General features: G+C 64.6%; 24 protein-coding genes and 2 tRNA genes. 10 read left to right on the top strand and 16 right to left on the bottom strand.

Annotated features, from left to right (window positions below; genetic code table 11):
- Window positions 1-235 precede the first annotated feature (235 nt).
- The 3 genes from AC51GR_RS05690 to AC51GR_RS05680 all read right to left on the bottom strand — a co-directional run bounded on the left by AC51GR_RS05690 (window position 236) and on the right by AC51GR_RS05680 (window position 4,879).
- Entirely contained in the window at window positions 236-862 is a 627-nt protein-coding gene (locus tag AC51GR_RS05690) for an HNH endonuclease family protein (protein WP_496323630.1), read from the bottom strand.
- 64 nt (window positions 863-926) lie between these two features.
- Window positions 927-3,230, bottom strand: coding sequence for an ATP-dependent DNA helicase RecG (gene recG / locus AC51GR_RS05685; protein WP_496324097.1), 2,304 nt, complete (start codon window positions 3,228-3,230; stop codon window positions 927-929).
- Window positions 3,227-4,879: a DAK2 domain-containing protein gene (locus AC51GR_RS05680; protein WP_496324096.1), complete on the bottom strand. Its 1,653-nt coding sequence runs from the start codon at window positions 4,877-4,879 to the stop codon at window positions 3,227-3,229. Before AC51GR_RS05680 ends, recG begins: the two co-directional genes overlap by 4 nt.
- A 237-nt stretch (window positions 4,880-5,116) precedes the next feature.
- Between AC51GR_RS05680 and rpmB the strand changes: the two genes are divergently transcribed.
- Both rpmB and AC51GR_RS05670 read left to right on the top strand, forming a co-directional pair.
- Complete coding sequence (gene rpmB / locus AC51GR_RS05675) at window positions 5,117-5,308, top strand: 50S ribosomal protein L28 (RefSeq protein ID WP_036517975.1); 192 nt, start codon at window positions 5,117-5,119, stop codon at window positions 5,306-5,308.
- Between the two features lie 2 nt (window positions 5,309-5,310).
- Entirely contained in the window at window positions 5,311-6,129 is an 819-nt protein-coding gene (locus AC51GR_RS05670) for an enoyl-CoA hydratase/isomerase family protein (protein ID WP_496323629.1), read from the top strand.
- A gap of 91 nt (window positions 6,130-6,220) precedes the next feature.
- On the opposite strand, the gene AC51GR_RS05665 is transcribed toward AC51GR_RS05670, so the two are convergent.
- Genes AC51GR_RS05665 through AC51GR_RS05655 form a run of 3 tightly spaced genes read right to left on the bottom strand, consistent with a single transcriptional unit; the run spans window position 6,221 to window position 8,451 of the window.
- Window positions 6,221-6,901 carry a uracil-DNA glycosylase gene (locus tag AC51GR_RS05665; protein ID WP_496323628.1) on the bottom strand — a complete coding sequence of 227 codons (681 nt, stop codon included), beginning with the start codon at window positions 6,899-6,901 and terminating at the stop codon, window positions 6,221-6,223.
- 6 nt (window positions 6,902-6,907) lie between these two features.
- A complete protein-coding gene (locus tag AC51GR_RS05660) occupies window positions 6,908-7,429 on the bottom strand; it encodes a gamma carbonic anhydrase family protein (RefSeq protein ID WP_496323627.1) in 522 nt (173 codons plus the stop codon).
- A 44-nt stretch (window positions 7,430-7,473) separates the two neighbouring features.
- Complete coding sequence (locus tag AC51GR_RS05655; RefSeq protein ID WP_496323626.1) at window positions 7,474-8,451, bottom strand: thiamine-phosphate kinase; 978 nt, start codon at window positions 8,449-8,451, stop codon at window positions 7,474-7,476.
- A gap of 124 nt (window positions 8,452-8,575) precedes the next feature.
- Here AC51GR_RS05655 and AC51GR_RS05650 point away from each other — a divergent pair, with 124 nt between their 5' ends.
- Window positions 8,576-8,824: an Lrp/AsnC ligand binding domain-containing protein gene (locus AC51GR_RS05650; RefSeq protein ID WP_496323625.1), complete on the top strand. Its 249-nt coding sequence runs from the start codon at window positions 8,576-8,578 to the stop codon at window positions 8,822-8,824.
- A complete protein-coding gene (locus AC51GR_RS05645) occupies window positions 8,821-9,366 on the top strand; it encodes a DUF3515 domain-containing protein (protein WP_496323624.1) in 546 nt (181 codons plus the stop codon). Before AC51GR_RS05650 ends, AC51GR_RS05645 begins: the two co-directional genes overlap by 4 nt.
- A gap of 53 nt (window positions 9,367-9,419) precedes the next feature.
- Here the strand turns inward: AC51GR_RS05645 and AC51GR_RS05640 are convergent, their stop codons facing one another.
- The gene (locus AC51GR_RS05640) at window positions 9,420-10,415 is read right to left on the bottom strand and encodes an NAD(P)H-dependent glycerol-3-phosphate dehydrogenase (protein ID WP_496324095.1); all 996 of its coding nucleotides are present in this window, start codon (window positions 10,413-10,415) and stop codon (window positions 9,420-9,422) included.
- A 125-nt stretch (window positions 10,416-10,540) separates the two neighbouring features.
- Between AC51GR_RS05640 and cofC the strand changes: the two genes are divergently transcribed.
- Genes cofC through AC51GR_RS05625 form a run of 3 tightly spaced genes read left to right on the top strand, consistent with a single transcriptional unit; the run spans window position 10,541 to window position 14,350 of the window.
- Entirely contained in the window at window positions 10,541-11,236 is a 696-nt protein-coding gene (gene cofC / locus AC51GR_RS05635; protein WP_496323623.1) for a 2-phospho-L-lactate guanylyltransferase, read from the top strand.
- A gap of 7 nt (window positions 11,237-11,243) precedes the next feature.
- Complete coding sequence (locus tag AC51GR_RS05630) at window positions 11,244-13,445, top strand: RNA degradosome polyphosphate kinase (protein ID WP_496323622.1); 2,202 nt, start codon at window positions 11,244-11,246, stop codon at window positions 13,443-13,445.
- On the top strand, window positions 13,442-14,350 hold the full coding sequence (locus AC51GR_RS05625) for an NUDIX hydrolase (protein ID WP_496323621.1): 909 nt from the start codon (window positions 13,442-13,444) through the stop codon (window positions 14,348-14,350). Before AC51GR_RS05630 ends, AC51GR_RS05625 begins: the two co-directional genes overlap by 4 nt.
- 78 nt (window positions 14,351-14,428) lie before the next feature.
- On the opposite strand, the gene AC51GR_RS05620 is transcribed toward AC51GR_RS05625, so the two are convergent.
- The 3 genes from AC51GR_RS05620 to leuC form a co-directional block, all read right to left on the bottom strand.
- Entirely contained in the window at window positions 14,429-15,052 is a 624-nt protein-coding gene (locus AC51GR_RS05620) for an HU family DNA-binding protein (RefSeq protein WP_496323620.1), read from the bottom strand.
- Window positions 15,053-15,200: 148 nt separating this feature from the next.
- Window positions 15,201-15,809, bottom strand: coding sequence for a 3-isopropylmalate dehydratase small subunit (leuD, locus tag AC51GR_RS05615; RefSeq protein WP_496323619.1), 609 nt, complete (start codon window positions 15,807-15,809; stop codon window positions 15,201-15,203).
- Window positions 15,810-15,834: 25 nt separating this feature from the next.
- Entirely contained in the window at window positions 15,835-17,277 is a 1,443-nt protein-coding gene (gene leuC, locus AC51GR_RS05610) for a 3-isopropylmalate dehydratase large subunit (protein ID WP_496323618.1), read from the bottom strand.
- 71 nt (window positions 17,278-17,348) lie between these two features.
- On the opposite strand from leuC, the gene AC51GR_RS05605 reads away from it, so the two are divergent.
- Together AC51GR_RS05605 and AC51GR_RS05600 are read left to right on the top strand one after the other, a co-directional pair.
- Entirely contained in the window at window positions 17,349-18,068 is a 720-nt protein-coding gene (locus AC51GR_RS05605) for an IclR family transcriptional regulator (protein ID WP_496323617.1), read from the top strand.
- Between the two features lie 85 nt (window positions 18,069-18,153).
- The gene (locus tag AC51GR_RS05600; protein WP_496323616.1) at window positions 18,154-18,666 is read left to right on the top strand and encodes a pyridoxamine 5'-phosphate oxidase family protein; all 513 of its coding nucleotides are present in this window, start codon (window positions 18,154-18,156) and stop codon (window positions 18,664-18,666) included.
- A gap of 99 nt (window positions 18,667-18,765) precedes the next feature.
- Here the strand turns inward: AC51GR_RS05600 and AC51GR_RS05595 are convergent, their stop codons facing one another.
- The 6 genes from AC51GR_RS05595 to AC51GR_RS05570 form a co-directional block, all read right to left on the bottom strand.
- Window positions 18,766-18,981 carry a hypothetical protein gene (locus tag AC51GR_RS05595; protein WP_496323615.1) on the bottom strand — a complete coding sequence of 72 codons (216 nt, stop codon included), beginning with the start codon at window positions 18,979-18,981 and terminating at the stop codon, window positions 18,766-18,768.
- 105 nt (window positions 18,982-19,086) lie between these two features.
- A tRNA-Glu gene (locus AC51GR_RS05590) sits at window positions 19,087-19,159 on the bottom strand.
- 32 nt (window positions 19,160-19,191) lie between these two features.
- Window positions 19,192-19,263 (bottom strand) — tRNA-Gln (locus AC51GR_RS05585).
- Between the two features lie 102 nt (window positions 19,264-19,365).
- Entirely contained in the window at window positions 19,366-20,838 is a 1,473-nt protein-coding gene (gene gltX / locus AC51GR_RS05580; protein WP_496323614.1) for a glutamate--tRNA ligase, read from the bottom strand.
- 47 nt (window positions 20,839-20,885) lie between these two features.
- Complete coding sequence (locus tag AC51GR_RS05575; protein WP_496323613.1) at window positions 20,886-21,713, bottom strand: alpha/beta fold hydrolase; 828 nt, start codon at window positions 21,711-21,713, stop codon at window positions 20,886-20,888.
- 3 nt (window positions 21,714-21,716) lie between these two features.
- Entirely contained in the window at window positions 21,717-22,526 is an 810-nt protein-coding gene (locus AC51GR_RS05570) for a fumarylacetoacetate hydrolase family protein (protein WP_496323612.1), read from the bottom strand.
- 127 nt (window positions 22,527-22,653) lie between these two features.
- On the opposite strand from AC51GR_RS05570, the gene AC51GR_RS05565 reads away from it, so the two are divergent.
- Window positions 22,654-23,859 carry an MFS transporter gene (locus AC51GR_RS05565; RefSeq protein WP_496323611.1) on the top strand — a complete coding sequence of 402 codons (1,206 nt, stop codon included), beginning with the start codon at window positions 22,654-22,656 and terminating at the stop codon, window positions 23,857-23,859.
- The last annotated feature ends 6 nt before the right edge of the window (window positions 23,860-23,865 follow it).

The following is a 23,865-nucleotide window of genomic DNA, read 5'->3' as shown; positions in this document are numbered from 1 at the left end:
CCACGAAAACTACGCAACCGCAAGCATTTTCGGCACGATCGACGGTAATAAAGGCCCACTCGACGGGGATATCGGCACGCTCGACGGGGATCCGCTGAGTGTCGCAATTGCTTTGGGATTCGTGGGAATAGCGACGGGAGGAAGAGCGCGGAACGCAGGGCTGGGAATAGTCATCGGATGCGCCCTTGCGACGGTTGGATACGTGGTCTATATGACTTGGTTCTAGGGACTTACGTCAGCAACGGCGCAGCGCCGACCGCAGCACCGGTACCGACGGCGTATCAAGATAGAGCCCGTACGTCCGCATCACCATCACGAATTGCGCCGCGTATTGGCAGTGAAACGACTTGTTCGCCGGCATCCACCGCGACGGCTGTTTGTCACCCTTGTCCTGATTGGCATCTCCGTCGACCGCGACGAGGTTGGCCGGATCGTTCGCGAAGCGTTGCCGCACTGTCGACTTCCAATTCCGGGCACCCATATCCCAGGCGAACGAGAGCGGCACGATGTGGTCGATCTGGACTCTGGCTCCGGTCCCCTGTCCCCGCCGGAAGACCACCCACCGACCGCTGTAAGGACTACGGAACTCGCCGGTGGCCACGGCCCGCCCACAACTGGTCATCACCGCAAACGTCTTGTCCTGCAGGTCGCGGTCAAGGATGTCGTTACGGGTGTCGCATCCGTTGCCTGAACCAACAGCATCGGTGTTGTCCGTCCACGCGGTACCGAAAGCGCTGCGGTCGTAGTCCGGCGCATCCGGACGCCCGGCCAGCGCCGGGATCAGCGTCAACTCACCCAACAGCCGCTGCGCGTCAGGTGAGATGTCATGCGGTCGGTTGATCGCAACACCGACGCCGGCCACCAGCACAGCCGAGACAGCAAAAGCGATCAGCCCGGCCCATATCCGGACCGGAAGCCGACCTCCGCTAGGACTTGTCCAAAAACGCGAGCCGAACCGGGCCCAGGATCGAATCGACAAGTGCGGCCATCGGTTTGTGCTCGACCAGGGTGAGGTCGGAGCTGACGACCTCGTCGGCCAACGCCCTCGTGTCGTCGATGAGGTCGGCGTCGGTGAGGAGCGAAAGGAACCGGAGCGAGGACGTCTGACCGGACTGGAGCGAGCCAAGCAGATCACCCTCCCTCCGCTGAGCCAGATCCACGAGCGACAATTCGAACCCGTCATTGGACGCCGCAACAGCCCGCAGTCGTTCCATCGCCGGTGACATATCTGCCGCTCCGGTCATCAGCAGACACAGACCCGGCAACCCGCCTCGACCGACCCGACCACGCAGCTGATGCAACTGGCTCACGCCGAACCGCTCGGCGTCGACGATCACCATCGTGGTGGCATTGGGAACATCGACACCGACCTCGATCACCGTGGTGGAGACCAGGATGTCGATATTGCCCGCCGTGAAGTCGGCCATCACCTGGGCTTTGTCATCGGCATGGAGCCGCCCGTGCAGCAGTTCGATCCGATGTTTGCCCAGCGGCCCGGTGGACAGCGTGTTGAACATGTCGACCGCTGCGATGGCCGGTTCGCCACCCGCCTCGGACGATTTCTGTGCCGACTTCTGGCCGGCCGCCGTGCCGTCGTCACCGATCCGGGCGCACACCACATAGACCTGGCGCCCGGCCTGCACTTCCTCGTCAACCCGTTCCCAGGCCCGCTGCACCCATTTCGGGTTGCCCTTGGGCACCACGCTGGTGGTGATCGGCTGACGGCCGCGCGGCAGTTCCCGCAGCGTCGACGTCTCCAGATCACCGAAGACGGTCATCGCGACCGTGCGCGGGATCGGGGTCGCGGTCATCACCAGCAGGTGCGGCACGATGTCGTCGCGTCCCCGCGAGCGGAGCGTATCCCGTTGTTCCACACCGAACCGGTGCTGCTCATCGACAACAACAAAGCCCAGGTTGAAGAAATCGACATGCTCCTGCAGCAACGCGTGCGTCCCGATGAGGATGCCCACCTGCCCGGTGACCGTCTCGAGCAGCGCGGTGCGTTTGGCCGCGGTTTTCATCGACCCGGTGATCAGAGCGATCCGGGTGGCACCCTCTTCTCCTTCGAGTTCACCCTCCTTGGCCAATCCGCCCAGCATGTTCTCCAGCGTCCGGAAGTGCTGCGCAGCAAGCACTTCGGTGGGCGCAAGCAGCGCGCACTGGTAACCGTTGTCGATGACCCGCAGCATGGCCAGCAACGCCACCAGGGTCTTACCCGATCCGACCTCACCCTGCAGCAGCCGGCTCATCGGCGCGACCTTCGTCTGCCCGTCCGTTTCCGGCCGGGCCATATCCGCGGTGATCTCGCCGATGACCTCGTTCTGGCCTTCGGTGAGCGTGAACGGCAGGCGCTTCATGAATCGGTCTTCGAGACCACCGTCGACATGCGGGCAGGACGGTCCCTGGGCGCCGCGATCGACATACCTGCGTTGCGCCAACGCCAGTTGCAGCGCCAGCGCCTCATCGAACTTCAGCCGCGCCGACGCCTGATCGATGTCGTTCTGTCCCTCGGGAATGTGGATCTTGCGCAGCGCCTCGTCGGCGCCGATCAGTCCGCGGGCCTTGCGTTCGTCGTCCGGCAACGGATCCTCGATCGGGTCGAGGTAACCCAGTACGGCGCGCACACACTGCCAGATGGTCCAGGCCTGCAGCTTGGCCGTGGCCCGGTAGACCGGGATGACATCGCGCAGGAACTCGGAGAAATCTATTGTGCCATCGACCTTTTCACCGCTGCCGGCGTCGGTCGCAAGCGCCTTCGCGATCCCCTGCATCAGGGCCGAACCCACCGCGTCGTCCGCTTCGATCGACGTACCGTCCTCGGGGAGCTTCAGCCAGTTGGGGTGCGTGAGCTGCAGCTCCTTGTTGAAGTACTTCACCTCACCGGCCATCATCACGCGGGAGCCCTTGGGGAGCTTCGACGCGATCCAGGGCGAGTTGAAGAACGTCACCGAGATGCGGAAATTGCCGTCGAACACAACAAGTTTGGTCATCTTGCGGCGCGAGTTCCGGATCGGGATGGTCTTGCTGTCCTCGACCCTGGCCACCACCGTCAACCGCTCGCCCGGCTCGGGTTTGCGCTCCCCCGACAGATCACCTTGCTTGACGTAGCGATCCGGCACGTACCGCAACAACTCGCCGACGGTGGTCACGTTGATCTGCTCGGCCAGCAGATCGGCAGCCTTCGCTCCCAACACGACATCGAGCGACTCCGACAATGCCACCACTGCTATTCGACTCCCACCTGAAGCAGTTCGCCCACCTGCCCACCTGGAAAGCTCACGAACTCGACACCCGGGTGCACGGTGTTCACGTGATGCTCGAGTTGTTCGAGCACCGCGGGATCAAGATTACGCCCGGCGAGCACACTGACCATCTCGCCACCGGTGCTCAGCAGCAGGTCTACCAGGCCCGCTGCAGCGCCGATGATCTCGCGATGGATGACGAGTACACCGTCACCGATGAGTCCCAGGTGATCACCCGGTTCACAGGTTCCGGCAAACGTCAGGGTGCGTTCGGTGGCCGTGACCACGGCACCGAACCGGGTGGCCGCGGCGGCGTCGGCCATCGCGTACGCATCGTCGTCGGGCAGTTGCCCCGGGTCGTGAACCGCCATCGCCGCCAGGCTCTGGACCATCGAACCACCCGGCAGGATCACCACCGAACGTTCGCGCGAGCGCGCGGCCGCCGCCACGGCGACCAGGTCCTGGGCCGGCAGGGCTCCGTTACCCATCAGGATCACGTGTGCACTGTCGACATCGATGATCGCCTTCGCCAGCACCTCGGCATCCAGCTCGCCCTCGCCGGCGGTATCGGCCCGAACAACCACCGCGCCTTCCTGCTCGAACAACTCCGCGGCCTCGTCACCGGTGACAACGGCAACGACAGCGCGATTGCGCCGGGGCGGACGCGAGGCCTTGTCGTCTTGTCCGCGGTGGGCGTCGAGGAGGAAGCAGCTGATCCTGATGTCGCTCACTCGACCGAGGGCCACGCCTGCCTCGATCGCGGCACCTGGCTCACAGGTGTGGACGTGGATGGAAAAACGTTCGCCGACACCGTCGTCCGCGCTGTCCCCGACGATCACCACGGCATCGCCGATCTCACCGAGGTTGGTGCGCAGTGTCGAGATCTTGTCGGCGGCCGCACCGCCCAGCAGGTACATCACCTCGAAGTCCATCTCGTTGTCGCTGTCGCACGACTCGCCGATCCGGTGCCCGATCCGATCCCCGCCTCCGACCAGTGCGCCCTGGTACCGCCGACGGCGAGCGGACACACCGGTGAGCACTTTGACCAGTTCGTCGAAGATCACCAGCAGCCCTCGGCCACCGGCGTCGACCACTCCGGCCTGGGCCAGGACATCGAGCTGGGACTGGGTGAGGTCGAGGTCCTCGGCGCAACCGTCGGCGATGGCGCGGGCCAGGTCGGCGGGGGTGGACGCCGCGTGGGCGGCGGCGTTCTCGGCCGCCCGCCGCAGCAGTGTCAGGACCGTGCCCTCACGGGGTTCGCTGACGGCCCGCGTCGCGGCGAGCGATCCCAGCCTCAGACCGGCAACCCACAGACTGTTGAAGGAGACGCGACGTTCGACGGCATTGATCTCGGCCGCATCGGCCAGGCCGACGAGGACCTGCGAGAGGATGATCCCGGAGTTGCCGCGGGCCTTGGCGACGGCACCCTCGGCCATGGCCCGGGCGACCGCCGGAGTGTCCGCGTTGTCGTCGAGTGCGTCCACGGCCTCGGCGGCCACCTTCATGGTGTGCAGCATGTTGCTGCCGGTGTCGGAGTCCGGGATCGGGAAGACGTTCAGGTCATTGATCTCGGCGCGCACCAGATCAAGGCTGGTCACGGCACCGTGGATCCAGTCCCGCAATACACCCGGGTCCATCGCCGGTGCCCCGATCTGATCCACCACGTGCCGCACCTCCTTCTTGTGGTCTGACCCACAGACTAATCTGAGAGGCCGACACCGTCGTTCACGACCATCTCTGGTCAGGCCTTCGACCACCATTTGGATCACAGACCCGGTGGCGGCTAAGCTTGCAGGGTTGCCCTTTGGGTGTCGACACCCGTGTCGGCTCCTCTGGGCCGATGACCACCTAATTTCTCATGAAGGAGTTCGACGATGGCTGCCGTCTGCGACGTATGCGCCAAGGGCCCCGGCTTCGGTAAGTCGGTCTCGCACTCACACCGGCGTACAAACCGGCGCTGGAATCCCAACATCCAGTCCGTGCGTGCGCAGGTCGCCCCCGGAAACCGCAAGCGGATCAACGTTTGCACCTCCTGCCTGAAGGCCGGCAAAGTCGTTCGGGGCTGAGTGTGACCGAGTTGCGGTCGTCCTCGACCGATTTCGACTCAGTTCAACTCACCGATGGTGTGCTCCGCATCGCCATCGCCTCGGACAAGGCCGGTAACTCGCTGGACCGGGCCTACTTCGATCGTGGCGCTGTTGCGCTGCGTCAGTTGGCACGCGGCGAGATCAAGGCGGGCGCGGTACTGCTCGTCGGCACCGGAGCGAATTTTTGCGCGGGCGGCAACGTCCGCGACTTCGCTTCTGCCGACGATCGTGCCGAGTTCCTGGCCGGACTGGCCGGAGACTTCCACGACTTCATCCGGGCACTGACCGCTGCGAACGTACCTGTCGTCGCGGCTGTGCACGGCTGGGCCGCGGGCGCCGGAATGAGCATCGTCACGCACTGTGACGTTGCCATCGCCGGTACCTCGACAAAGCTCCGTCCGGCGTATCTCGGCATCGGACTGTCCCCCGACGGTGGCCTCACCTGGTCGCTGCCGCGGGTCATCGGCGCCGCACGTGCACGCGAGATCATCTTGACCAACCGCGCGATCGATTCCGCCGAGGCACTCGACCTCGGACTGGTCTCACGGGTGGTCGAAGACGATCAGGTGCTGATCACCGCCGAGGCTGCTGCAGCTTCGATCGCGGCCGGCCCGTGGCGCACGCTCACCGCGACGCGCAAGCTCCTGAACGCATCGGCGACCCGCTCGCTCACCGAGCAGCTCGACGCCGAGGCAGAGTCGATCGCCGCGCTGTCGGCCCTTCCGGACGGCATCGAAGGTGTCAACGCATTTGTCGGCAAGACCAAGCCGGACTACGCGGCCGTGAACGCCGAGCGCTGAGTCGTCGATCGCATATTCAAACCTGAAAATGGCCACCCGCTTTCGCGGGTGGCCATTTTTTGTATTCACCGGCTGTGAGTTCAGTGTCCGATCAAGGTAGGCGCCAGTCGATTTCGGCGCCGCCCTGCTCCACCAATGCGGCATTGGCACGCGAGAACGGCTTGGAACCGAAGAATCCCCGACGGGCCGAGAGCGGCGACGGATGCGGCGAGACGATCGTCGCGACCCCCGGTAGCCACGCCTGCAACGACGCCGCATCCTTGCCCCACAAGATGGCCACCAGCGGTTGATCTCGGGCCGCCAACGCTTTGATGGCGCACTCGGTGACCGCCTCCCAGCCCTTCCCGCGATGACTCCCGGCCGACCCCGGCGCCACGGTGAGCACCCTGTTGAGCAGCAGAACCCCCTGCTTGCTCCACGGTGTCAGATCGCCGTTCGACGGCCGCGGAAATCCGAGGTCGTCGGTGTATTCGGTATAGATGTTGCCCAGGCTCCGCGGTACCGGTTTCACCTCGGGTGCCACCGAAAAGCTCAGGCCGACGGCGTGGCCCGGTGTCGGGTAGGGGTCCTGCCCGACGATCAGAACACGAACCTGGTCCAGAGGATTCGTGAAGGCGCGCAGGACATTTCCGCTCTCGGGCAGATACGTCCGGCCCGCAGCCAGTTCGGCCCGCAGGAAATCTCCCATCCGGGCTACGTCGTCGGCGACCGGCGCGAGCGCACTGGCCCAACCCGGATCCACCAGTTCCGAAAGTGGTTGTGCGTCAGACATTGCCGGCTAGTCCAGCCGACGCAGCGCGGTGCGATAGTACGCAGCATTCGCCGCGTAGTTCTCTACGCTCATCTCAATGTGCCCCTCGGCGACCACGTAACCCTCACGGATCTTCGCCGGGACCCCCAGTGCCATCGAGCGTTCGGGGAGTTCGAAGCCGTATGCAACCACCGCGCCGGCGCCGACGATCGACCCGGCCCCGATCTGGGAACCGTTGAGTACCACCGATCCGGATGCGATCAGGCAACCATCGCCGATGGTCGCACCCTCGATGTGTGCGTTGTGCCCGACCACGCAACCAGCACCGATCACCGTCGGATGCACGGGTGTGCAGTGGATTACGGTGCCGTCCTGGATGTTCGTCTTCTCACCGATGTGGATCGTCCCGTAGTCACCGCGCAACACAGCGCCCGGCCACACGGACACGCCGGCCGCGAGGGTCACCGCGCCGATCACCACGGCATCCGGGTGTACGTAGGCGCCTTCGCCCAGTTCGGGTTCCCGATCATCAAGTGCGTAAATAGCCATGAACGTCACAGTATCGGGTAGTGCCGAACAGCACCTGCACCCCTTTAGAACGTATGCCAACCCGCTTCGAGGTCGACCGAGTCCATGCCACGCACGGTGACCGGGGGCTCGGCGGGGCCGGCGTGCACCGAACCGATCGCCGTCCACCCGACCGGAAGCTCCCCCGCAGCAAAGGTGGCCAGCAACTCATGATCTTCACCACCGGTTGTCGTCCAGCGGTTCATGTCGACGCCGAGCCGGGCTGCGGCAGCCGGCAATTCGGGCACCACCGGGATGGCCGCAGCATCGATCTCGATCCGCAGCCCGGCGGCCCGCGACATCGTGTGGAGCTCCCGCATCAGGCCATCGGAGATGTCGGTCATCGAATGAACGCCCGCCTCCGCAGCAGCGACACCGAGTTCCAGGTGCGGTTCCGGCGCACAGTGTGCGCGCACCAAGTCGGTGAAATCGCCGATCCCGGCCGACAACAACTCCATGCCGGCAGCAGAAGACCCCAGCGGTCCCGACACCGCGACCACGTCACCGACCTGCGCCGTCGACAACCGCACCGGGGTACGGGCATCCATGGCTCCGATCGCGGTCACCGCGAGCACCAGCTGATCGCCGGCCGTCAGATCACCGCCGACGACGTTCGCCCCGTACCGCCGGGCCGCCTCGCGCATCCCGTCGCGCAGGCCCACCAGAGTGGCGACCGGAATGTCTTTCGGACAGGTCACCGATGCGAGAAAGCCGGTGACCCGGCCGCCCATCGAGATGACGTCCGCCGCGTTCGCGACCACAGCCTTGAACCCGATCTGCTCCGGACTGCTCCAGTCCATGCGGAAGTGCCGACCGTCGACAAGCGCGTCGGTGCTGACGACCACCGGGCCGCCACCGGCGAGCACGGCGGCGTCGTCGCCGGGACCGACCAGGACCATGTGATCGCCTCTGGCGTCGTCGTCGGGGGTCGTGAACAGATCGATCAGCACTTGCTCGCCGACCTCACTGACCGTGGGAACCGGATCGGGTGACAGCGTTCTCACCGCGCCTTTCGTTTGGATGTCGGCCTGCTTGATTGGCGACTCGGCGCCGTTGTCGGTGACAATATGTGCCAGTCTATTTGGGTCAGCCGCTCCGCTGATCATCGTCGTGAACGAAGGGAACGCCGTGGTTCAGGCTTACATACTGATCCAGACCGAGGTCGGCAAGGCTGCGGTGGCCGCAGCAGCGATCTCGGATATCGCCGGCGTTGCCTCGTCCGAGGAGGTCAGCGGACCGTACGACGTCATCGTGCGGGTCGACGCGGCCAACGCGGCCCACCTCACCGAAGAGGTGGTCCCGAAGATCCAGCAGGTCGATGGGATCACCCGAACCCTGACATGCCCTGTCGTGACCGGCACCCCGAGGCTGGTGTGAGCGAGTCAGCCCCGAGCCGCGCAGGTCGCCTGCACCCGGCGGTCATCGCCACCATCATCACGATCCCGGTCATGGTGATCGTGGCCTTCATCACCTACGCGGTCATCAAGACCGACGACAACACCTCTGCCGATACGCCTCTCAAGTCGATGGCGGCACCCGAGCAGTCCTCACCGGACTGCGCGGCGCTCGTCGCCGCGCTGCCGGAGACCTTCGACGGATTCGGCAAGAAGACGGTGTCCGACGACGGCATGGTCAGTTGGCCGCCGGGAGAACAGGTACCCGGACCGGTCCAACTGCGCTGCGGCGTCGATCGACCCGAGTCGCTGTCCCCCACCTCGGGCCTGCAGGTGGTCGATCCGGTGCAATGGTTCCTGGTGTCGGCGACCACCGAGGCACCAGGGTTCCTCTGGTACGCCGTCGACCACCGCCCCTACGTGGCGATCTGGCTTCCCGAGAATGTGGGAAATGCTCCGATTCAACAGTTTTCACAGTTGATCGACGAATACCTGCCCACCGCCCCGATCGATCTCGGCAACTAGTCCTTCTACTCCGGTTTGGCGTGACGGAGTCACTCGGGTTTGGCGTGACGGAGTCACTCGGGTTTGGTGCGCCGGCCGAGCAGCGAATAGATCGCGTCGGTGACGGTCAAACCCTCGTGACACACCTGGTGGACCGCGTCGGTCAACGGCATATCGACATCGTGCTTCTGCGCGAGCGCACGTACCGACGAACATGATTTGACGCCTTCGGCGACCTGACCGTGGGTCGCCTCCTGCGCCTCGGCAAGTGTCTTGCCTTCGCCGAGGCGACTGCCGAAGGTCCGGTTGCGCGAGAGCGGAGACGAGCAGGTGGCCACCAGGTCACCGATGCCGGCCAGACCCGCCAACGTCTCCGGGCGCGCCCCCAGGGCGACCCCGAGGCGAATGGTCTCGGCCAGCCCCCTGGTGATGATCGAGGCGCGGGTGTTGTCGCCCAGTCCGACCCCCGAGGCCATGCCGCAGGCCAGTGCGATGACGTTCTTGACGGCCCCACCGACCTCACAGCCGACCACGTCGGTGTTGGTGTACGGGCGAAAATACTTGGTGCTGCAGGCTTTTTGAATCTCGCGGGCGCGGACCTCGTCCGCACATGCCACGACGGTGGCCGCCGGCTGTCCGATGGCGATCTCCCCGGCCAGGTTCGGTCCCGACAACACGGCAACCCGATCCGCGGACGCCCCGCTCACCTCGGTGATGACCTCACTCATCCGCAACAGGGTGCCCGTCTCGATGCCCTTGGCCAAGGACATCAGTGTGGCCGTATCACTCAGATGCGGTAGCCAGGTCTGCATACTCGTGCGCAGCGATTGGGACGGCACCGCGCACACAACCAGATCCGCACCATCGAGCGCCTCTGCCAGATCGGCACTGGCACGCAGCTCCGGCGGCAGCGTCACGTCCTGGAGGTAGTCAGGGTTGGTATGCGTCTGATTGATCGCGTCGGCCAACTCCGGCCGGCGCGACCACAGGATCGTCTCGGTACCGGCCTCCACCAATACCTTGGCCATCGCCGTGCCCCATGAACCCGAGCCCATGACGACCGCCCGCATAACGCCACCCACCACTTCGTCTCCTCGACTGTGTGCGGTCTCTCCGCGACGCTCCAAGCCTAGAGGTCGGTGCCAAGGCGGGGTACCTTTTCACCCCGGTGAGGGCGGCGACCATGATGGACCCCATGGAAACGCGGCCGATCGCAGTCGTCATTGCGGTCAAAGAACTCAGCGGCGCCAAAACGCGGCTGGCTCCGGCCATCGACCACGATGGACGCCGCGCCCTGGTTCTCGCGATGCTCGAGGACACGCTCACCGCAGTGGCCGACACCGGGCTCGACCGGGTCGTCGTGGTGTCCCCCGACCGGGCCGTGGCCACCACCGCCGGCGCGTTCGGCGCCGAAACGGTCGTCGACCGGGGTGATGTCCTCAACCGGGCGTTCGCGATGGGTATCGACCACGCACTGTCGCGATGGCCCGGCAGCCGAATCCTGGTGCTGCAGGCCGATCTGCCCGCCGCGACTCCGGCCAGCCTGATTGCGGCCATCGCCGAGTCCGCACCCCTGACCTCCTCGTACATCCCCGATCACGCCGGGACCGGAACCACCGCACTGTTTCTCGACCTAGAAGGCCCACACACCACCGACTTCCTGCGTTTCGGCGCCGACTCCGCGCAGCGTCATTCCGACCACGGCGCCGTCGATCTCGTCGACGATTCCGACCGCTGGCCGGACCTGCGGATCGATGTCGACACCATCGACGATCTGCGCACCGCCGCGCAGTTCGGTCTCGGTCGGGCGACCTCGGCGATCGTGACCCGCCTGCATCTGAGTGAACAATCACAAACTCGCGATTCCACAGTCCGGCCCGATGCGCCATGATGGTCACGTGAGCACAGCAGATACGACGCGCCAGTCGTCGAACCCTCCCTCGATGCCGACAGCACCACCGGCGGCGACCGCTCTGCCGACCAGCACAGCCGACCTTCCCGAAGATCGTTATCTCAACCGGGAACTGAGTTGGCTCGATTTCAACGCCCGGGTGCTGGCGCTGGCCGAGGACACATCGCTACCGCTGCTCGAACGTGCCAAGTTCCTGGCGATCTTCGCTTCCAATCTCGATGAGTTCTTCATGGTCCGGGTCGCCGGGCTCAAACGCCGCCACGAGACGGGATTGTCGGTTCGCTCGGCCGACGGTCTGTCGCCCCGTGAACAGTTGGCGCTGATCGCCCAACGCACCCAGGTGCTGGCCGACCGGCACGCCCGGGTCTTCCTCGACTCGGTACAACCGGCGCTGGCGGACAACAACATTCACATCGTCACCTGGGAAGTGCTCTCGGACGACGAGCGGCGCCGGATGAGCGAGTATTTCCATGAAGTGGTCTTCCCCGTGCTCACGCCACTGGCCGTCGACCCCGCTCATCCGTTCCCCTACATCTCGGGTCTGAGCCTGAACCTGGCCGTGACGGTGAAGGACGTCGGCAAGGGCGGCGAGCATTTCGCCCGCGTCAAAGTCCCCGACAACGTCGACCGTTTTGTCCGGGTGGACCATTTGATGCCGGCCCAGTTCCGCCACCTGTATGCGAAAACCGATACCGCACCGGCCAAATCGATCCTCCTTCCGCTGGAGTATCTGATCTCGGCACATCTCGACCATCTGTTCCCGGGTATGGAGATCGTTGAGCACCATGCCTTCCGGATCACGCGTAATGCCGACTTCGAGGTCGAGGAAGACCGCGACGAAGACCTGCTCCAGGCCCTCGAACGCGAACTTGCGCGCCGACGCTTCGGTTCACCGGTCCGGCTGGAGATCGCCGGCGACATGACCGAGCACATGCTCGAACTGCTGCTGCGCGAACTCGATGTCGATCCGGCCGACGTGATCGAGGTGCCCGGGTTGCTCGACCTGTCGAGCCTGTTCCAGGTCGCCGGGATCGATCGCCCCGCGCTCAAGGACCCACCGTTCGTCCCGGCCACCCACCCGGCCTTCGGTGAACGTGAAACGCCGAAGAGCATCTTCGCCACGCTGCGCGAGGGAGATGTCCTGGTGCATCACCCGTACGACTCGTTCTCCACCAGCGTGCAACGGTTCATCGAGCAGGCGGCCGCCGATCCCGATGTCCTGGCCATCAAACAGACCCTCTACCGAACCTCCGGTGACTCCCCTATCGTCAACGCCCTCATCGACGCCGCGGCAGCGGGCAAACAGGTGGTGGCGCTGGTCGAGATCAAGGCGCGCTTCGACGAGCACGCAAACATCAAGTGGGCCAGGCAGCTCGAGCAGGCCGGCGTGCACGTGGTCTACGGGCTCGTCGGACTGAAGACCCACTGCAAGACCTGCCTGGTTGTTCGGCGTGAGGGCTCGACGATCCGGCGCTACTGCCACATCGGAACGGGCAACTACAACCCCAAAACCGCACGGCTCTACGAAGACATCGGTTTGTTCACCGCCGCGCCGGATATCGGTGCGGACCTGACCGACCTGTTCAACACGCTCACCGGCTACTCGCGCAAGGTCGAGTACCGCAACCTCCTCGTGGCACCACATGGCGTCCGGGCCGGGATCATCGACCGCATCGGCGCCGAGATCGAGCGAGCGCTGAGCGGACACACCGATGTCCGAATCCGATTGAAGGCCAATGCGCTTGTCGACGAGCAGGTCATCGATGCGCTGTACCGGGCATCACAGGCCGGTGTCCCGGTCGATGTGGTCGTGCGCGGTATCTGCGCTCTTCGTCCCGGGGTGCCCGGCCTCAGCGAGAACATCACGGTTCGGTCGATCCTCGGGCAGTTCCTGGAGCATTCGCGAGTGTTCCACTTCCAGTCGATCAACGAGTTCTGGTTCGGCAGCGCGGACATGATGCACCGCAACCTCGACCGACGCGTCGAGGTGATGGCGCAGGTTCGCGACCCGAGACTGACCCGCGAACTCGACGACATCTTCGCCTCTGCGATGGACCCGACCACCCGCTGTTGGGTGCTCGGGCCGAATGGCAGCTGGACGGCTTCACCCGCAGCGGGTGAAGAGGTTCGCGATCATCAGCGTCAGATGATGCGCCGCAACCGTCGTCGGGCCGACCTGAGCCAGTGAGCAAGTCGGCAAGCGGCAACGGCGCGGTCGTCTACGCGGCCGGTGGCGTTGTATGGCGCGAGAATCCGGACGGGGAGATCGAGGTCGCGATCGTCCACCGTCCCCGCTACGACGACTGGACCCTGCCCAAGGGCAAGGTCGAACCCGGGGAAACGTTCCTCAGCGCGGCGGTCCGTGAGATCGGTGAGGAGACGGGCTACCGCGTTCGACTCGGCAGGCATGTGCGGATGGTCAGCTACGACCTTCGCGGTCCCGGCCGCAAGCACGTTCACTACTGGTCGGCAGAAGTTGTCTCCGGCGATTTCACGCCCAATGATGAGGTTGACGACTTGCGTTGGCTTTCAGTGGAATCGGCACAGTCCACGATCTCCTACCACCTGGACAGGAAGGTTCTGAAGTCCTTTCAGAACCTGCCGGCAAAGCTCGATGTCCTTCTGCTGGTCAGGCATGCCAAGGCCGGCCGCAAGTCCCGGTACAAGGGCGACGACCGGTTACGTCCGTTGGACAAGGTGGGTCTGGCACAGGCGCAGGCACTGGTGTCACAACTGGTGTTGTTCGGCCCCACCGATGTCCATTCAGCGGACCGGGTGCGATGTGTCCAGACCGTCGCACCACTGGCCGGCGAACTCGACATCCACATCGAGGCCGAGCCGTCGCTGTCGGAAGAGTCGTTCGCCGATGACCCGAAGAGTGGGCGCAGGCGAATACGAGAGATCGCCCAGTCGAGCGGTACTCACGTCGTGTGCAGCCAGGGCAAGGTGATTCCCCCGCTACTGAAATGGTGGGCTGCACAGGACGAGCTGAAGCTCCCGGCATCGCGAAACCGGAAGGGAAGTTTCTGGGTGCTCTCACTGCACAACGGGAAACTTGTCGACGCCTACCACGTCGACAGCCCGATGGGTTAGCCGTCGGTAACCGAAATGCCTTGAACGCAAAACAAACCCCGGTGGAGGGAAGGTCCACCGGGGTTTAGTTTGTGTACGTCAGCGCTTTTTGGCCGGAGCCTTCTTCGCTGGAGCCTTCTTGGCGGGTGCGGCCTTCTTGGCCGGAGCTGCCTTCTTGGCTGCAACCTTCTTGGCAGGTGCGGCCTTCTTGGCCGGAGCAGCCTTCTTGGCGGGTGCGGCCTTCTTCGCCGGAGCTGCCTTCTTGGCCGGAGCCGCCTTCTTGGCTGCAACCTTCTTGGCAGGTGCGGCCTTCTTGGCCGGTGCAGCCTTCTTGGCGGGTGCGGCCTTCTTCGCCGGAGCCGCCTTCTTGGCTGCGGTCTTCTTGGCCGGCGCTGCGACAGTTGCACTGCCGCGCTTGACGGCCGGACCCGATGCGCTCAGCTTCTGCTTGCCGGACACAACGAGTTTGAACTGTGCGCCCGGGCGGAATGCCGGCACCCAAGTCGGTTTGACCTTGACGGTTTCGCCGGTGCGCGGGTTGCGAGCAACCCGAGCGGCGCGACGCCGTTTTTCGAAGACACCGAAACCGGTGATCGTCACGCTCTCACCTTTGTTCACCGCCCGCACGATTGTGTCGACGATGTGCTCGACGGCGTCAGTAGCCGTACGGCGATCGGTCCCCAACTTCTTTGTTAGTTCTTCGATGAGCTCTGCCTTGTTCATGGATTCAACCTCCGCAAACTGTTGACCCACTTTGGGCCATCTAAATGAACACGGTAAACGTCAAATCGCAAAAGGTCCACGATCCACGCCAAATTCGCCCGGCGTGGCGAAAGGTAAGCCGTCTAACAGGTTACAGCCGCACCCTCCGTCAGCGCCCCGACACGGGCTCCGGCAGGGTCTTCGGTTTCCATACGGGCCTTGCCTTTTCATACTCGGAAATGGCCTCCACCTGCCGCAATGTCAATCCGATGTCGTCCAGACCCTCCATCAGACGCCACCGCGTGTACTCATCAATTGCGAAGGGCACCACTAGGTCCGCTGCCGTGACCGTCTGATCTTCAAGGCTCACCGTCAGTTCCAGCCCGGGCTGCTCCTCGAGGCGCTTCCAGATCAGTTCGACGTCCGACTGGTCCACCTGTGCGGCCACCAACCCGGCTTTTCCGGCATTGCCGCGGAAGATGTCGGCGAACCGGGACGAGATCACGACCCGAAAACCGAAGTCCGATAACGCCCAGACCGCATGCTCGCGGGACGATCCGGTACCGAAGTCGGGGCCTGCCACCAGGACCGATCCGTGGTTGTACGGCTCCACATTCAGGATGAAGCCCGGGTCCGTGCGCCAGCCGGCGAACAGGCCGTCCTCAAATCCGGTGCGAGTCACCCTCTTCAGGAACTCCGCCGGGATGATCTGATCTGTGTCGACGTTGCCCTGGCGAAGCGGAACGCCGATTCCGGTGTGGATGCTGATCGGTTCCATGTTCAATACTCCTTCTCGTCCGCGCTCAGACCGCGGGAACTGAATCGGTCAGGTCGGTCGGGGCGCTGAGGCGTCCTCGAATCGCAGTGGCGGCAGCCACTGCCGGTGAGACGAGGTGAGTTCGGCCTCCTTTGCCCTGCCGCCCTTCAAAATTGCGGTTCGAGGTCGACGCGGACCGTCCGCCGGGTGCGAGCTGATCGGGGTTCATTCCCAAACACATCGAGCAACCGGGCTGCCGCCACTCCGCGCCGGCCGCCTCGAAGATGTCGCCGAGTCCCTCTGCTTCGGCCTGTAGGCGCACGCGCGCCGACCCGGGCACGATCAGCATCCGAATGCCCTCGGCCACGTGACGACCGGACAGGACCTCGGCAACTGCACGCAGATCCTCGATCCGCCCGTTGGTGCACGAGCCGACGAACACGGTGTCGACCTCGACCTCCCGCAGCGGCGTGCCCGGCGTCAAATCCATGTACCGCAGAGCCTTCTCGGTCGCCTCTGCCTCTGCGGCATCGGCCATCTTGGTCGGGTCGGGCACCGAAGCACCCAGGGGCAGACCCTGCCCCGGGTTGGTTCCCCAGGTGACAAAAGGAGTCAGCTTGCTCGCGTCGATATGAACCTCTGCGTCGAAGACCGCGCCCTCGTCGGTGCGGAGCCGACGCCAGTTCTCCACAGCGGCATCCCAGTCGGCGCCGGTCGGTGCATGCGGGCGACCCTTGACGTATTCGAAGGTTATGTCATCGGGTGCAATAAGTCCGGCGCGAGCACCGGCTTCAATCGACATGTTGCACACGGTCATTCGGGACTCCATCGACAGCTTCTCGATGGCCGGGCCGCGGTATTCGAGCACATAACCCTGGCCGCCGCCGGTTCCGATCTGCGCGATGACCGCCAAGATGAGGTCTTTGGCAGTGACACCGGGCGGCAATTCACCGTCCACATTGATGGCCATCGTCTTGAACGGCCGCAGCGAAAGCGTCTGGGTCGCCAACACGTGTTCGACCTCAGATGTACCGATGCCCATGGCGATAGAGCCGAAAGCACCATGGGTGGCGGTATGACTGTCACCACAGACGACGGTCATACCCGGCAGCGTCAGACCGAGTTCCGGCCCGATGATGTGGACGATGCCCTGACTGGCATCCCCCATGGAATGCAACCGGATTCCGAATTCTTCGCAATTCCTGCGCAACGTGTCGACCTGCAGACGCGAGATGGGATCGGCGATCACCTTGTCGATGTCCATCGTGGGCACGTTGTGGTCTTCGGTCGCGATCGTCAGGTCGGGGCGTCGCACCGGACGACCCGCCAGTCGCAGGCCGTCGAATGCCTGAGGACTGGTCACCTCGTGGACGAGATGCAGATCGATGTAGATCAGGTCGGGCTTGCGGCCCACACCTTCTCCTTCGCCGCGCACCACAACATGTTCTTCCCAAACCTTTTCGGCCAAGGTCATTGGACGTTCGGTCATCATGATCACCAAGTTTCTTCTTCCGATGAGATGGGCTGGCATCTCAGTATGCGAGAGCATAGTATCGACCTGTGAGAAATGATACCGCATCGGCAGTAGCCAGTGGGATCGGTGTTCTGGACAAATCCGTCGCCGTTCTGCACGCCGTCGCCGAGGGGCCGTGCAACCTGAACCAGCTGTGCATACGGACCGGATTGCCGCGTGCGACCGCGCACCGCCTCGCCGTCGGACTCGAAACCCACCGCCTGTTGGCGCGCAACACTTCCGGATTGTGGTGCCCGGGCCCCGCACTCGGTGAGCTCGCCGCCGGAGCGACCGACACGGTGCGCGAGGCCGCCGCACTCATTCTGCCCCGACTGCGGGAGATCACCGGCGAGAGTGTGCAGCTCTATCGCCGAGAGGGCGCCGACCGCATCTGCGTCGCCGCCATCGAACCGCCCTCCGGACTCCGGGACACCGTCCCGGTCGGTGCCCGCCTGCCGATGAACGCCGGATCCGGGGCCAAGGTCCTGCTCGCCTGGGCCGACCCGGCCACCGCCCGGCTCCTGCTGGGTGAGAACGGCTTCAGCGAACGGACACTGCTCGAGGTCCGCCGCCGTGGATGGGCACAGAGCATCGGGGAACGCGAGCCGGGTGTGGCGAGCATCTCGGCCCCGGTCCGCGACAACGCGGGCGAGGTCATCGCGGCCATCTCCGTCTCCGGTCCGATCGACCGGATGGGACGACGTCCGGGTTCACGGTGGGCGGCGGATCTGCTGGCCGCGGCAGAGGCAATCAACAAACGGCTCTAGGGTGGGGTATCGAAAGTCACATCACCGAAAGACAGTGACCTGCCCGGCCTTCGCGGCTCCCGGCAGGAAACGCGAAAGGTAGCCGATGGGAACGAACGAGCGCAGCAAGATCGTGATGAGCGACGATGAGATCGACGACTTCATCGTCCGCAACCGCACCGCCACGATGGCAACGGTGTCCGCCGCGGGCCGTCCCCATCTGGTGGCCATGTGGTACGGCGTCATCGACGGCGAAATCTGGTTCGAGACAAAGGCGAAATCACAGAAAGCCGTGAACATCCGCCGCAATCCGGTCTGCACCGTGATGATCGAGGCCGGCCTCACGTACAACGAGCTGCGCGGTGTGTCGATCGACGGGACCGCCGAGATCCTCGACGATCCGGACTCCATCCTGATGTGCGGTATCAGTGTGTGGGAACGGTACAACGGCCCCTACACCGAAGAGATGCGGCCGTACGTCGACCAGATGATGAACAAGCGGGTGGCGATCCGCGTGAAGACCGACCGCGTACGCAGCTGGGACCACCGCAAGCTCGGACTACCCGAAGTACCGCTCGCCGGGACCACGGCGGCATTCCTGAACGAGCAGGGTTCGTGAGCGAGACCAGTTCCTGAGGTTCCGAACGGGCAACGGCCCCCACATCCGATCGGATGTGGGGGCCGTTGCTCTTCGTCGTCCGCGGGCGGTCGGTGGGCGTCAGCTGTCGAGCTGCGCTGCGATCTCCTCGATGATCGGATCGTCCTCGGCTGCGGCCGCCACCCGTTCCCGCCACTCGGTCAGTGTGCGATGCCGTTCCCGGCCCTGCGCGGCACTGGCGGGCTGCGATTCGGGCGACGGCATATCGGGTGACACCGACTCGATCTCGAGGTCCAGATCGGCGAGCAACTCGTTCTTCGTCGTCTTCTTGGTCATCGGCCCATGCTGCCCGTCGACTCCCGGAGTGTCCAACCCCGGGGTCGAGGTCCGGACAGAGAAAAACCCTCCCCCTGCAATGCAGGAGAAGGGTTGATCTTGTTGTAGCCCCGACGGGATTCGAACCCGCGCTACCGCCTTGAGAGGGCGGCGTCCTAGGCCGCTAGACGACGGGGCCAGAACTGACACAGTTTTTTAACTCTGTTGTCGCTGGGGTACCAGGACTCGAACCTAGAATGGCGGTACCAGAAACCGCTGTGTTGCCAATTACACCATACCCCATTCGCTGCTCTCCCAGTCGCTTGTGGCGGCTGGAAAAGCAACGAGAAAGAGATTATCAAACCATTTGCCTCAACCTGTAATCGCCAGGTCAGAGGCACTTTTTTAGGCGATTGTCGCGCGTGCTGCCCGCAGCCGGGCCAGGCTCCGCTCGGCGCCGAGGAGCTCCATCGACTCGAACAGTGGCGGACTGATGTGCGACCCCGTCACGGCGACCCGAACCGGACCGAATGCCTTACGCGGTTTGAGCTCGAGCCGTTCCACCAACGCTTCCTTGAGGGCGCTTTCGATGGCCTCAGTCGTCCACTGAGGCAATGCCGACAGCGATTCGATGGTCGCGTCCAGAACGGGGGCCGCATCGGCTCCGAGGTTCTTACGGGCCGCCGCTTCGTCGATCGTGAAATCGTCATCCGACACGTAGAGGAATGCGATGAGCCCCCAGGCGTCCCCGAGGACCTGGATGCGGGTCTGGACCAGATCGGCGACCACGGCCCACTGGGCCTCGTCCACCGGTTCGCTCAACTGACCGTGGTGGACGAGGAAGTCGCGCAACCGCTGCGCGAAGTCCTCCGGTGCAAGCCGACGGATGTGCTCGGCGTTGATCGAGTCGGCCTTCTTCTGGTCGAAACGCGCGGGGTTCGAGTTCACCTTCGAGATGTCGAATGCGGCGATCATCTCGTCGAGGGTGAAGATGTCGTGATCGTCGGCGATGCCCCAGCCCAGCAGTGCCAGGTAGTTCAGCAGGCCCTCCGGAATGAATCCGCGGTCGCGGTGGTGGAACAGACTCGACTGCGGATCGCGCTTCGACAGCTTCTTGTTGCCCTCCCCCATCACAAACGGGAGGTGACCGAATTCGGGTGTCCGGCTTGCGATTCCGACGCGGATGAGAGCCTCGTACAGCGCGATCTGACGCGGCGTCGACGACAGCAGGTCCTCACCACGCAGGACGTGGGTGATCTCCATCAGCGCGTCGTCGACCGGATTGACCAAGGTGTACAACGGATCTCCGTTGCCACGGGTCAGTGCGAAGTCCGGCACCGTCCCAGCCGGAATGGTGGTGGTTCCGCGAACCAGGTCGTCCCACGAGATGTCGCGGTCGGGCATCTTGAGGCGGACGACGGCGGTCCGACCCTCGTCGCGGTAGGCCTGCTTCTGCTCCTCGGTGAGATCGCGATCGAAGTTGTCGTAGCCCAGCTTGGGATCGCGGCCGGCCGCCTTGTGCCGCGCCTCGACCTCCTCGGCAGTCGAGAACGCCTCGTACGCCTCACCGGCGTCGAGGAGTTTGGCGACCGCATCCAGATGCAGCGGTTTGCGTTGCGACTGGCGATAGGGCTCATGCGGGCCACCGACCTCCGGGCCCTCATCCCAGTTCAATCCCAGCCAGCGCAGCGCGTCGAGGATCGCGGCATACGATTCCTCGCTGTCCCGCGCGGCATCGGTGTCCTCGATCCGGAACACGAACGCACCACCGTTGTGTCGGGCGTAGGCGTAGTTGAACAACGCGGTACGCACCAACCCGACATGTGGGGTGCCGGTCGGAGATGGACAAAAACGGACGCGGACCTGCGATTGACTCATACGCCCAGATTACGCGGGGGTAACAGCGTCGCTGTTACCCCTCACCCTCAGGCGCTGCGCTGCCCCAGGAACTCGACCAGGAGTGCATTGACCTCACCTGGTTGCTCGAGGTAACCGTAATGCCCGGCCTTCGCCACTTCTTCATACCGCGCACCGGGTATCGCGTCGGCGACCTCACGAGCCAGATGCGGTGGCAACGTACGGTCGTCGGCGAATCCGATCACCAACGACGGACGGCTGATCCCGGCATACGCGGCCAGCCGATCGCTCTCGCCGTCGTGCAGGCCGAGCTGTGCCCGCATGCCCGGGGTCACCGTCTGGCCCGAGAACTCGATCACGTCGAGCCAGTCCCGCACCGCGGTGTCGTTGTCGAGTGTGTGCCGAGAAAGATTGAGGTGGGCGGTGATCGCCGCATGGAAGTGGGAGGGCAGGGTGATCTTCTGATCGTAGAGCGCCCGCTCCCCCTCGGAAATCCATTGCTGCAGTGGCCCACTGCGACCGTATGTCGCGATCATCACCGCGCACCGGACGAGATCCGGACGCGCCAACGCCAGTTCCTGGGTCACTTTCGCACCGAGAGAGGTGCCGATCACGGCCGCCGGCCCACCGCCGAGGAACTCGATCAGTGCGGCGGTGTCGGCCACCATGTCGTCGATGGTGAATCCTTCGGCGCATTCGCTCGACGGTGCGATGCCGCGATTGTCGAACGTGACGACGCGGTAACCCGCCTTGACCAGCGCCGGCTGCTGATGAGCTTTCCAGACCCGGCCCGGGCTGCCACTGCCCATCACCATGACTACCAGCGGACCCGTTCCCGAGTCCTCGTAACTGAGCGAGATTCCGTTGACCTGAGCTGTTTTCGGCTGCGGACGCATCTGCTAGCCCCGATCGGCGACCGGGTTGGTCAACGTACCGAGGCCTTCGACGGTCACACTGACCGTGTCGCCGGCGACCATCGGACCGATGCCTTCGGGCGTGCCGGTGAGAATCACGTCGCCGGGCAACAGGGTCATCACGGCGCTGATCCACTCGACGATGTCCCCGACGTCGTGCAGCATCAGACTGGTGCGACTGCGCTGCTTGACCTCACCGTTGAGTTCGGTGCGGATCTCGAGATCGGCGGGATCGATGTCGGTTTCGATCCACGGGCCGAGCGGACAGAACGTGTCGTGGCCCTTGCCGCGCGTCCACTGCCCATCGGCCTTCTGCTGATCGCGGGCGGTCACGTCGTTGCCGATCGTGTAGCCGAGGATGACGTCCTTCGCCGCAGCCGCCTTCACATCGCGGCACGGTCGGCCGATCACGATCGCGAGTTCACCCTCGAAGTCCACCCGGTCCGACGATTTCGGACGCAGGATCGGCACACCGGGTCCGATGATGGAGGTGTTCGGCTTGATGAAGATCACCGGATTCTCCGGTGCCTCCACAACCGAACTGGTCGAGCTCCGCTGCGCTTCGTCTCCGGCCATTTCCTGCACATGCGCCATATAGTTTTTACCGATACAGATCACCTTGCTCGCCAGGATCGGCGCCAGCAGGCGGGTATCGGCGAGCGGCCAACTGCGGCCGGTGAACGTGGGCGTGCCGAAGGGATGTTCGGCAATCTCACGAGCTGTGGCGGCGTCGCCGTCGCCTTCGATACTGACAAAAGCAACCCCATCAGGGCTGGCAATTCGACCTAGTCGCATGACCGCCAGACTATCGCACCGGAACCGTCCCAACTGTCGGGAGTCGCGGTTGGCAACAACAAAGTCGCGGTTCTACTATGTGGACACTCGGTTTCATATACTGAGACCATCGCGAGGAGGTCGCGCAATGCCCACCGATGCCCGCCGCTGGGCGATGCTCTGCGCCTCCCTCTTGTCCGCGATGGCAACCACCTGCGTCGTCAGCGGTGTCGCATTTCTCATCCCGGAACTGCACCGCTCCGAAGGGATGTCGCTGACCGAGGCGTCAACCTTGGCCGCGGCCCCAACCTTCGGACTCCTGTTGTCGACCTACGCCTGGGGCATCGCCCTCGACCGGTTCGGCGAACGCCGCATCCTGCTGCTGTCACTGACCTCCACCGTCGTCGCCATGACCGCGGCCTGCCTGGCCAACATGTGGGATGCGCCCAAGTCCGTCCTGGGCCTGGCACTGTTGGTCGCCGGTATCACTTCGGCCGCAACCAACGGCGCCGGCGGCCGCATCGTCGTCGGATGGTTCTCACCCGAGAAACGCGGCACCGCAATGGGTATCCGGCAGACGGCGCAACCACTGGGCATCGGTGTCTGCGCCCTGACCATCCCGGTCCTGTCCGAAAAGTTCGGCGTCACAACCGGACTGGTGATTCCTCTGATTGTCACGATCATCGCGGCCGGGCTCGTCCTGGTTGTGGTCGCCGACCCGAATCGGCCATCGACCTCCGGCACCTCCGTCGCCATGTCGTCGAATCCGTATCGCCGCAGCCAGTTCCTGCCGCGCATTCACGGAGTGAGCATTCTGCTGTGCGTCCCCCAGGGCATGCTGTGGACCTTTGTGCCGGCCTGGCTGATCGTTGCGCACGATTGGTCACCGATGACCGCGGGCGTCCTGGTGACGATCAGTCAGCTCCTGGGCGCCGCCGGTCGCATCGGCGCCGGCCGATGGTCCGACGTCTGGGGCACACGCACCAAACCGATCCGGTTGATCTCGATCGGCGCCACCGCATCGATGGGCCTGCTCGCGTTCACCGACTGGTGCAACAGTCCCGCTGCCGCTGCCATCATGGTGATCGCGAGCGTGATCACGGTGGCCGACAACGGTTTGGCATTCACCGCCATCGCCGAGTTCTCGGGGCCGGAGTGGAGCGGCCGCGCCCTGGCGGTCCAGAACACCGGTCAATACCTCTGGATGGCCGCGTCCACGCCACTGTTCGGCATGGCCATCGCGGCGTTCGGCTATCCGGCCGCATTCCTGCTCGCGGCCGCAGCGCCCGCCGCCGCGATCGGATTGGTTCCCCCCGACGAGGAACGCACACCGTCGGTCTCGACACCCGAATAACCCCCC

The sequence above is a fragment of the Williamsia sp. z71 genome, from assembly GCF_059553375.1.
This window is presented reverse-complemented; position numbering and strand designations above follow the sequence as displayed.

Coding starts and splice junctions, on each gene's coding strand:
- AC51GR_RS05680 (WP_496324096.1), bottom strand. CDS start 4,879: ATGGACCCGGGTGTATTGCGGGACTGGATCCACGGTGCCGTGACCAGC.
- rpmB (WP_036517975.1), top strand. CDS start 5,117: ATGGCTGCCGTCTGCGACGTATGCGCCAAGGGCCCCGGCTTCGGTAAG.
- AC51GR_RS05665 (WP_496323628.1), bottom strand. CDS start 6,901: ATGTCTGACGCACAACCACTTTCGGAACTGGTGGATCCGGGTTGGGCC.
- AC51GR_RS05660 (WP_496323627.1), bottom strand. CDS start 7,429: ATGGCTATTTACGCACTTGATGATCGGGAACCCGAACTGGGCGAAGGC.
- AC51GR_RS05640 (WP_496324095.1), bottom strand. CDS start 10,415: ATGCGGGCGGTCGTCATGGGCTCGGGTTCATGGGGCACGGCGATGGCC.
- cofC (WP_496323623.1), top strand. CDS start 10,541: ATGGAAACGCGGCCGATCGCAGTCGTCATTGCGGTCAAAGAACTCAGC.
- AC51GR_RS05620 (WP_496323620.1), bottom strand. CDS start 15,052: ATGAACAAGGCAGAGCTCATCGAAGAACTAACAAAGAAGTTGGGGACC.
- leuD (WP_496323619.1), bottom strand. CDS start 15,809: ATGGAACCGATCAGCATCCACACCGGAATCGGCGTTCCGCTTCGCCAG.
- leuC (WP_496323618.1), bottom strand. CDS start 17,277: ATGACCGAACGTCCAATGACCTTGGCCGAAAAGGTTTGGGAAGAACAT.
- AC51GR_RS05600 (WP_496323616.1), top strand. CDS start 18,154: ATGGGAACGAACGAGCGCAGCAAGATCGTGATGAGCGACGATGAGATC.
- AC51GR_RS05595 (WP_496323615.1), bottom strand. CDS start 18,981: ATGACCAAGAAGACGACGAAGAACGAGTTGCTCGCCGATCTGGACCTC.
- gltX (WP_496323614.1), bottom strand. CDS start 20,838: ATGAGTCAATCGCAGGTCCGCGTCCGTTTTTGTCCATCTCCGACCGGC.
- AC51GR_RS05575 (WP_496323613.1), bottom strand. CDS start 21,713: ATGCGTCCGCAGCCGAAAACAGCTCAGGTCAACGGAATCTCGCTCAGT.
- AC51GR_RS05570 (WP_496323612.1), bottom strand. CDS start 22,526: ATGCGACTAGGTCGAATTGCCAGCCCTGATGGGGTTGCTTTTGTCAGT.
- AC51GR_RS05565 (WP_496323611.1), top strand. CDS start 22,654: ATGCCCACCGATGCCCGCCGCTGGGCGATGCTCTGCGCCTCCCTCTTG.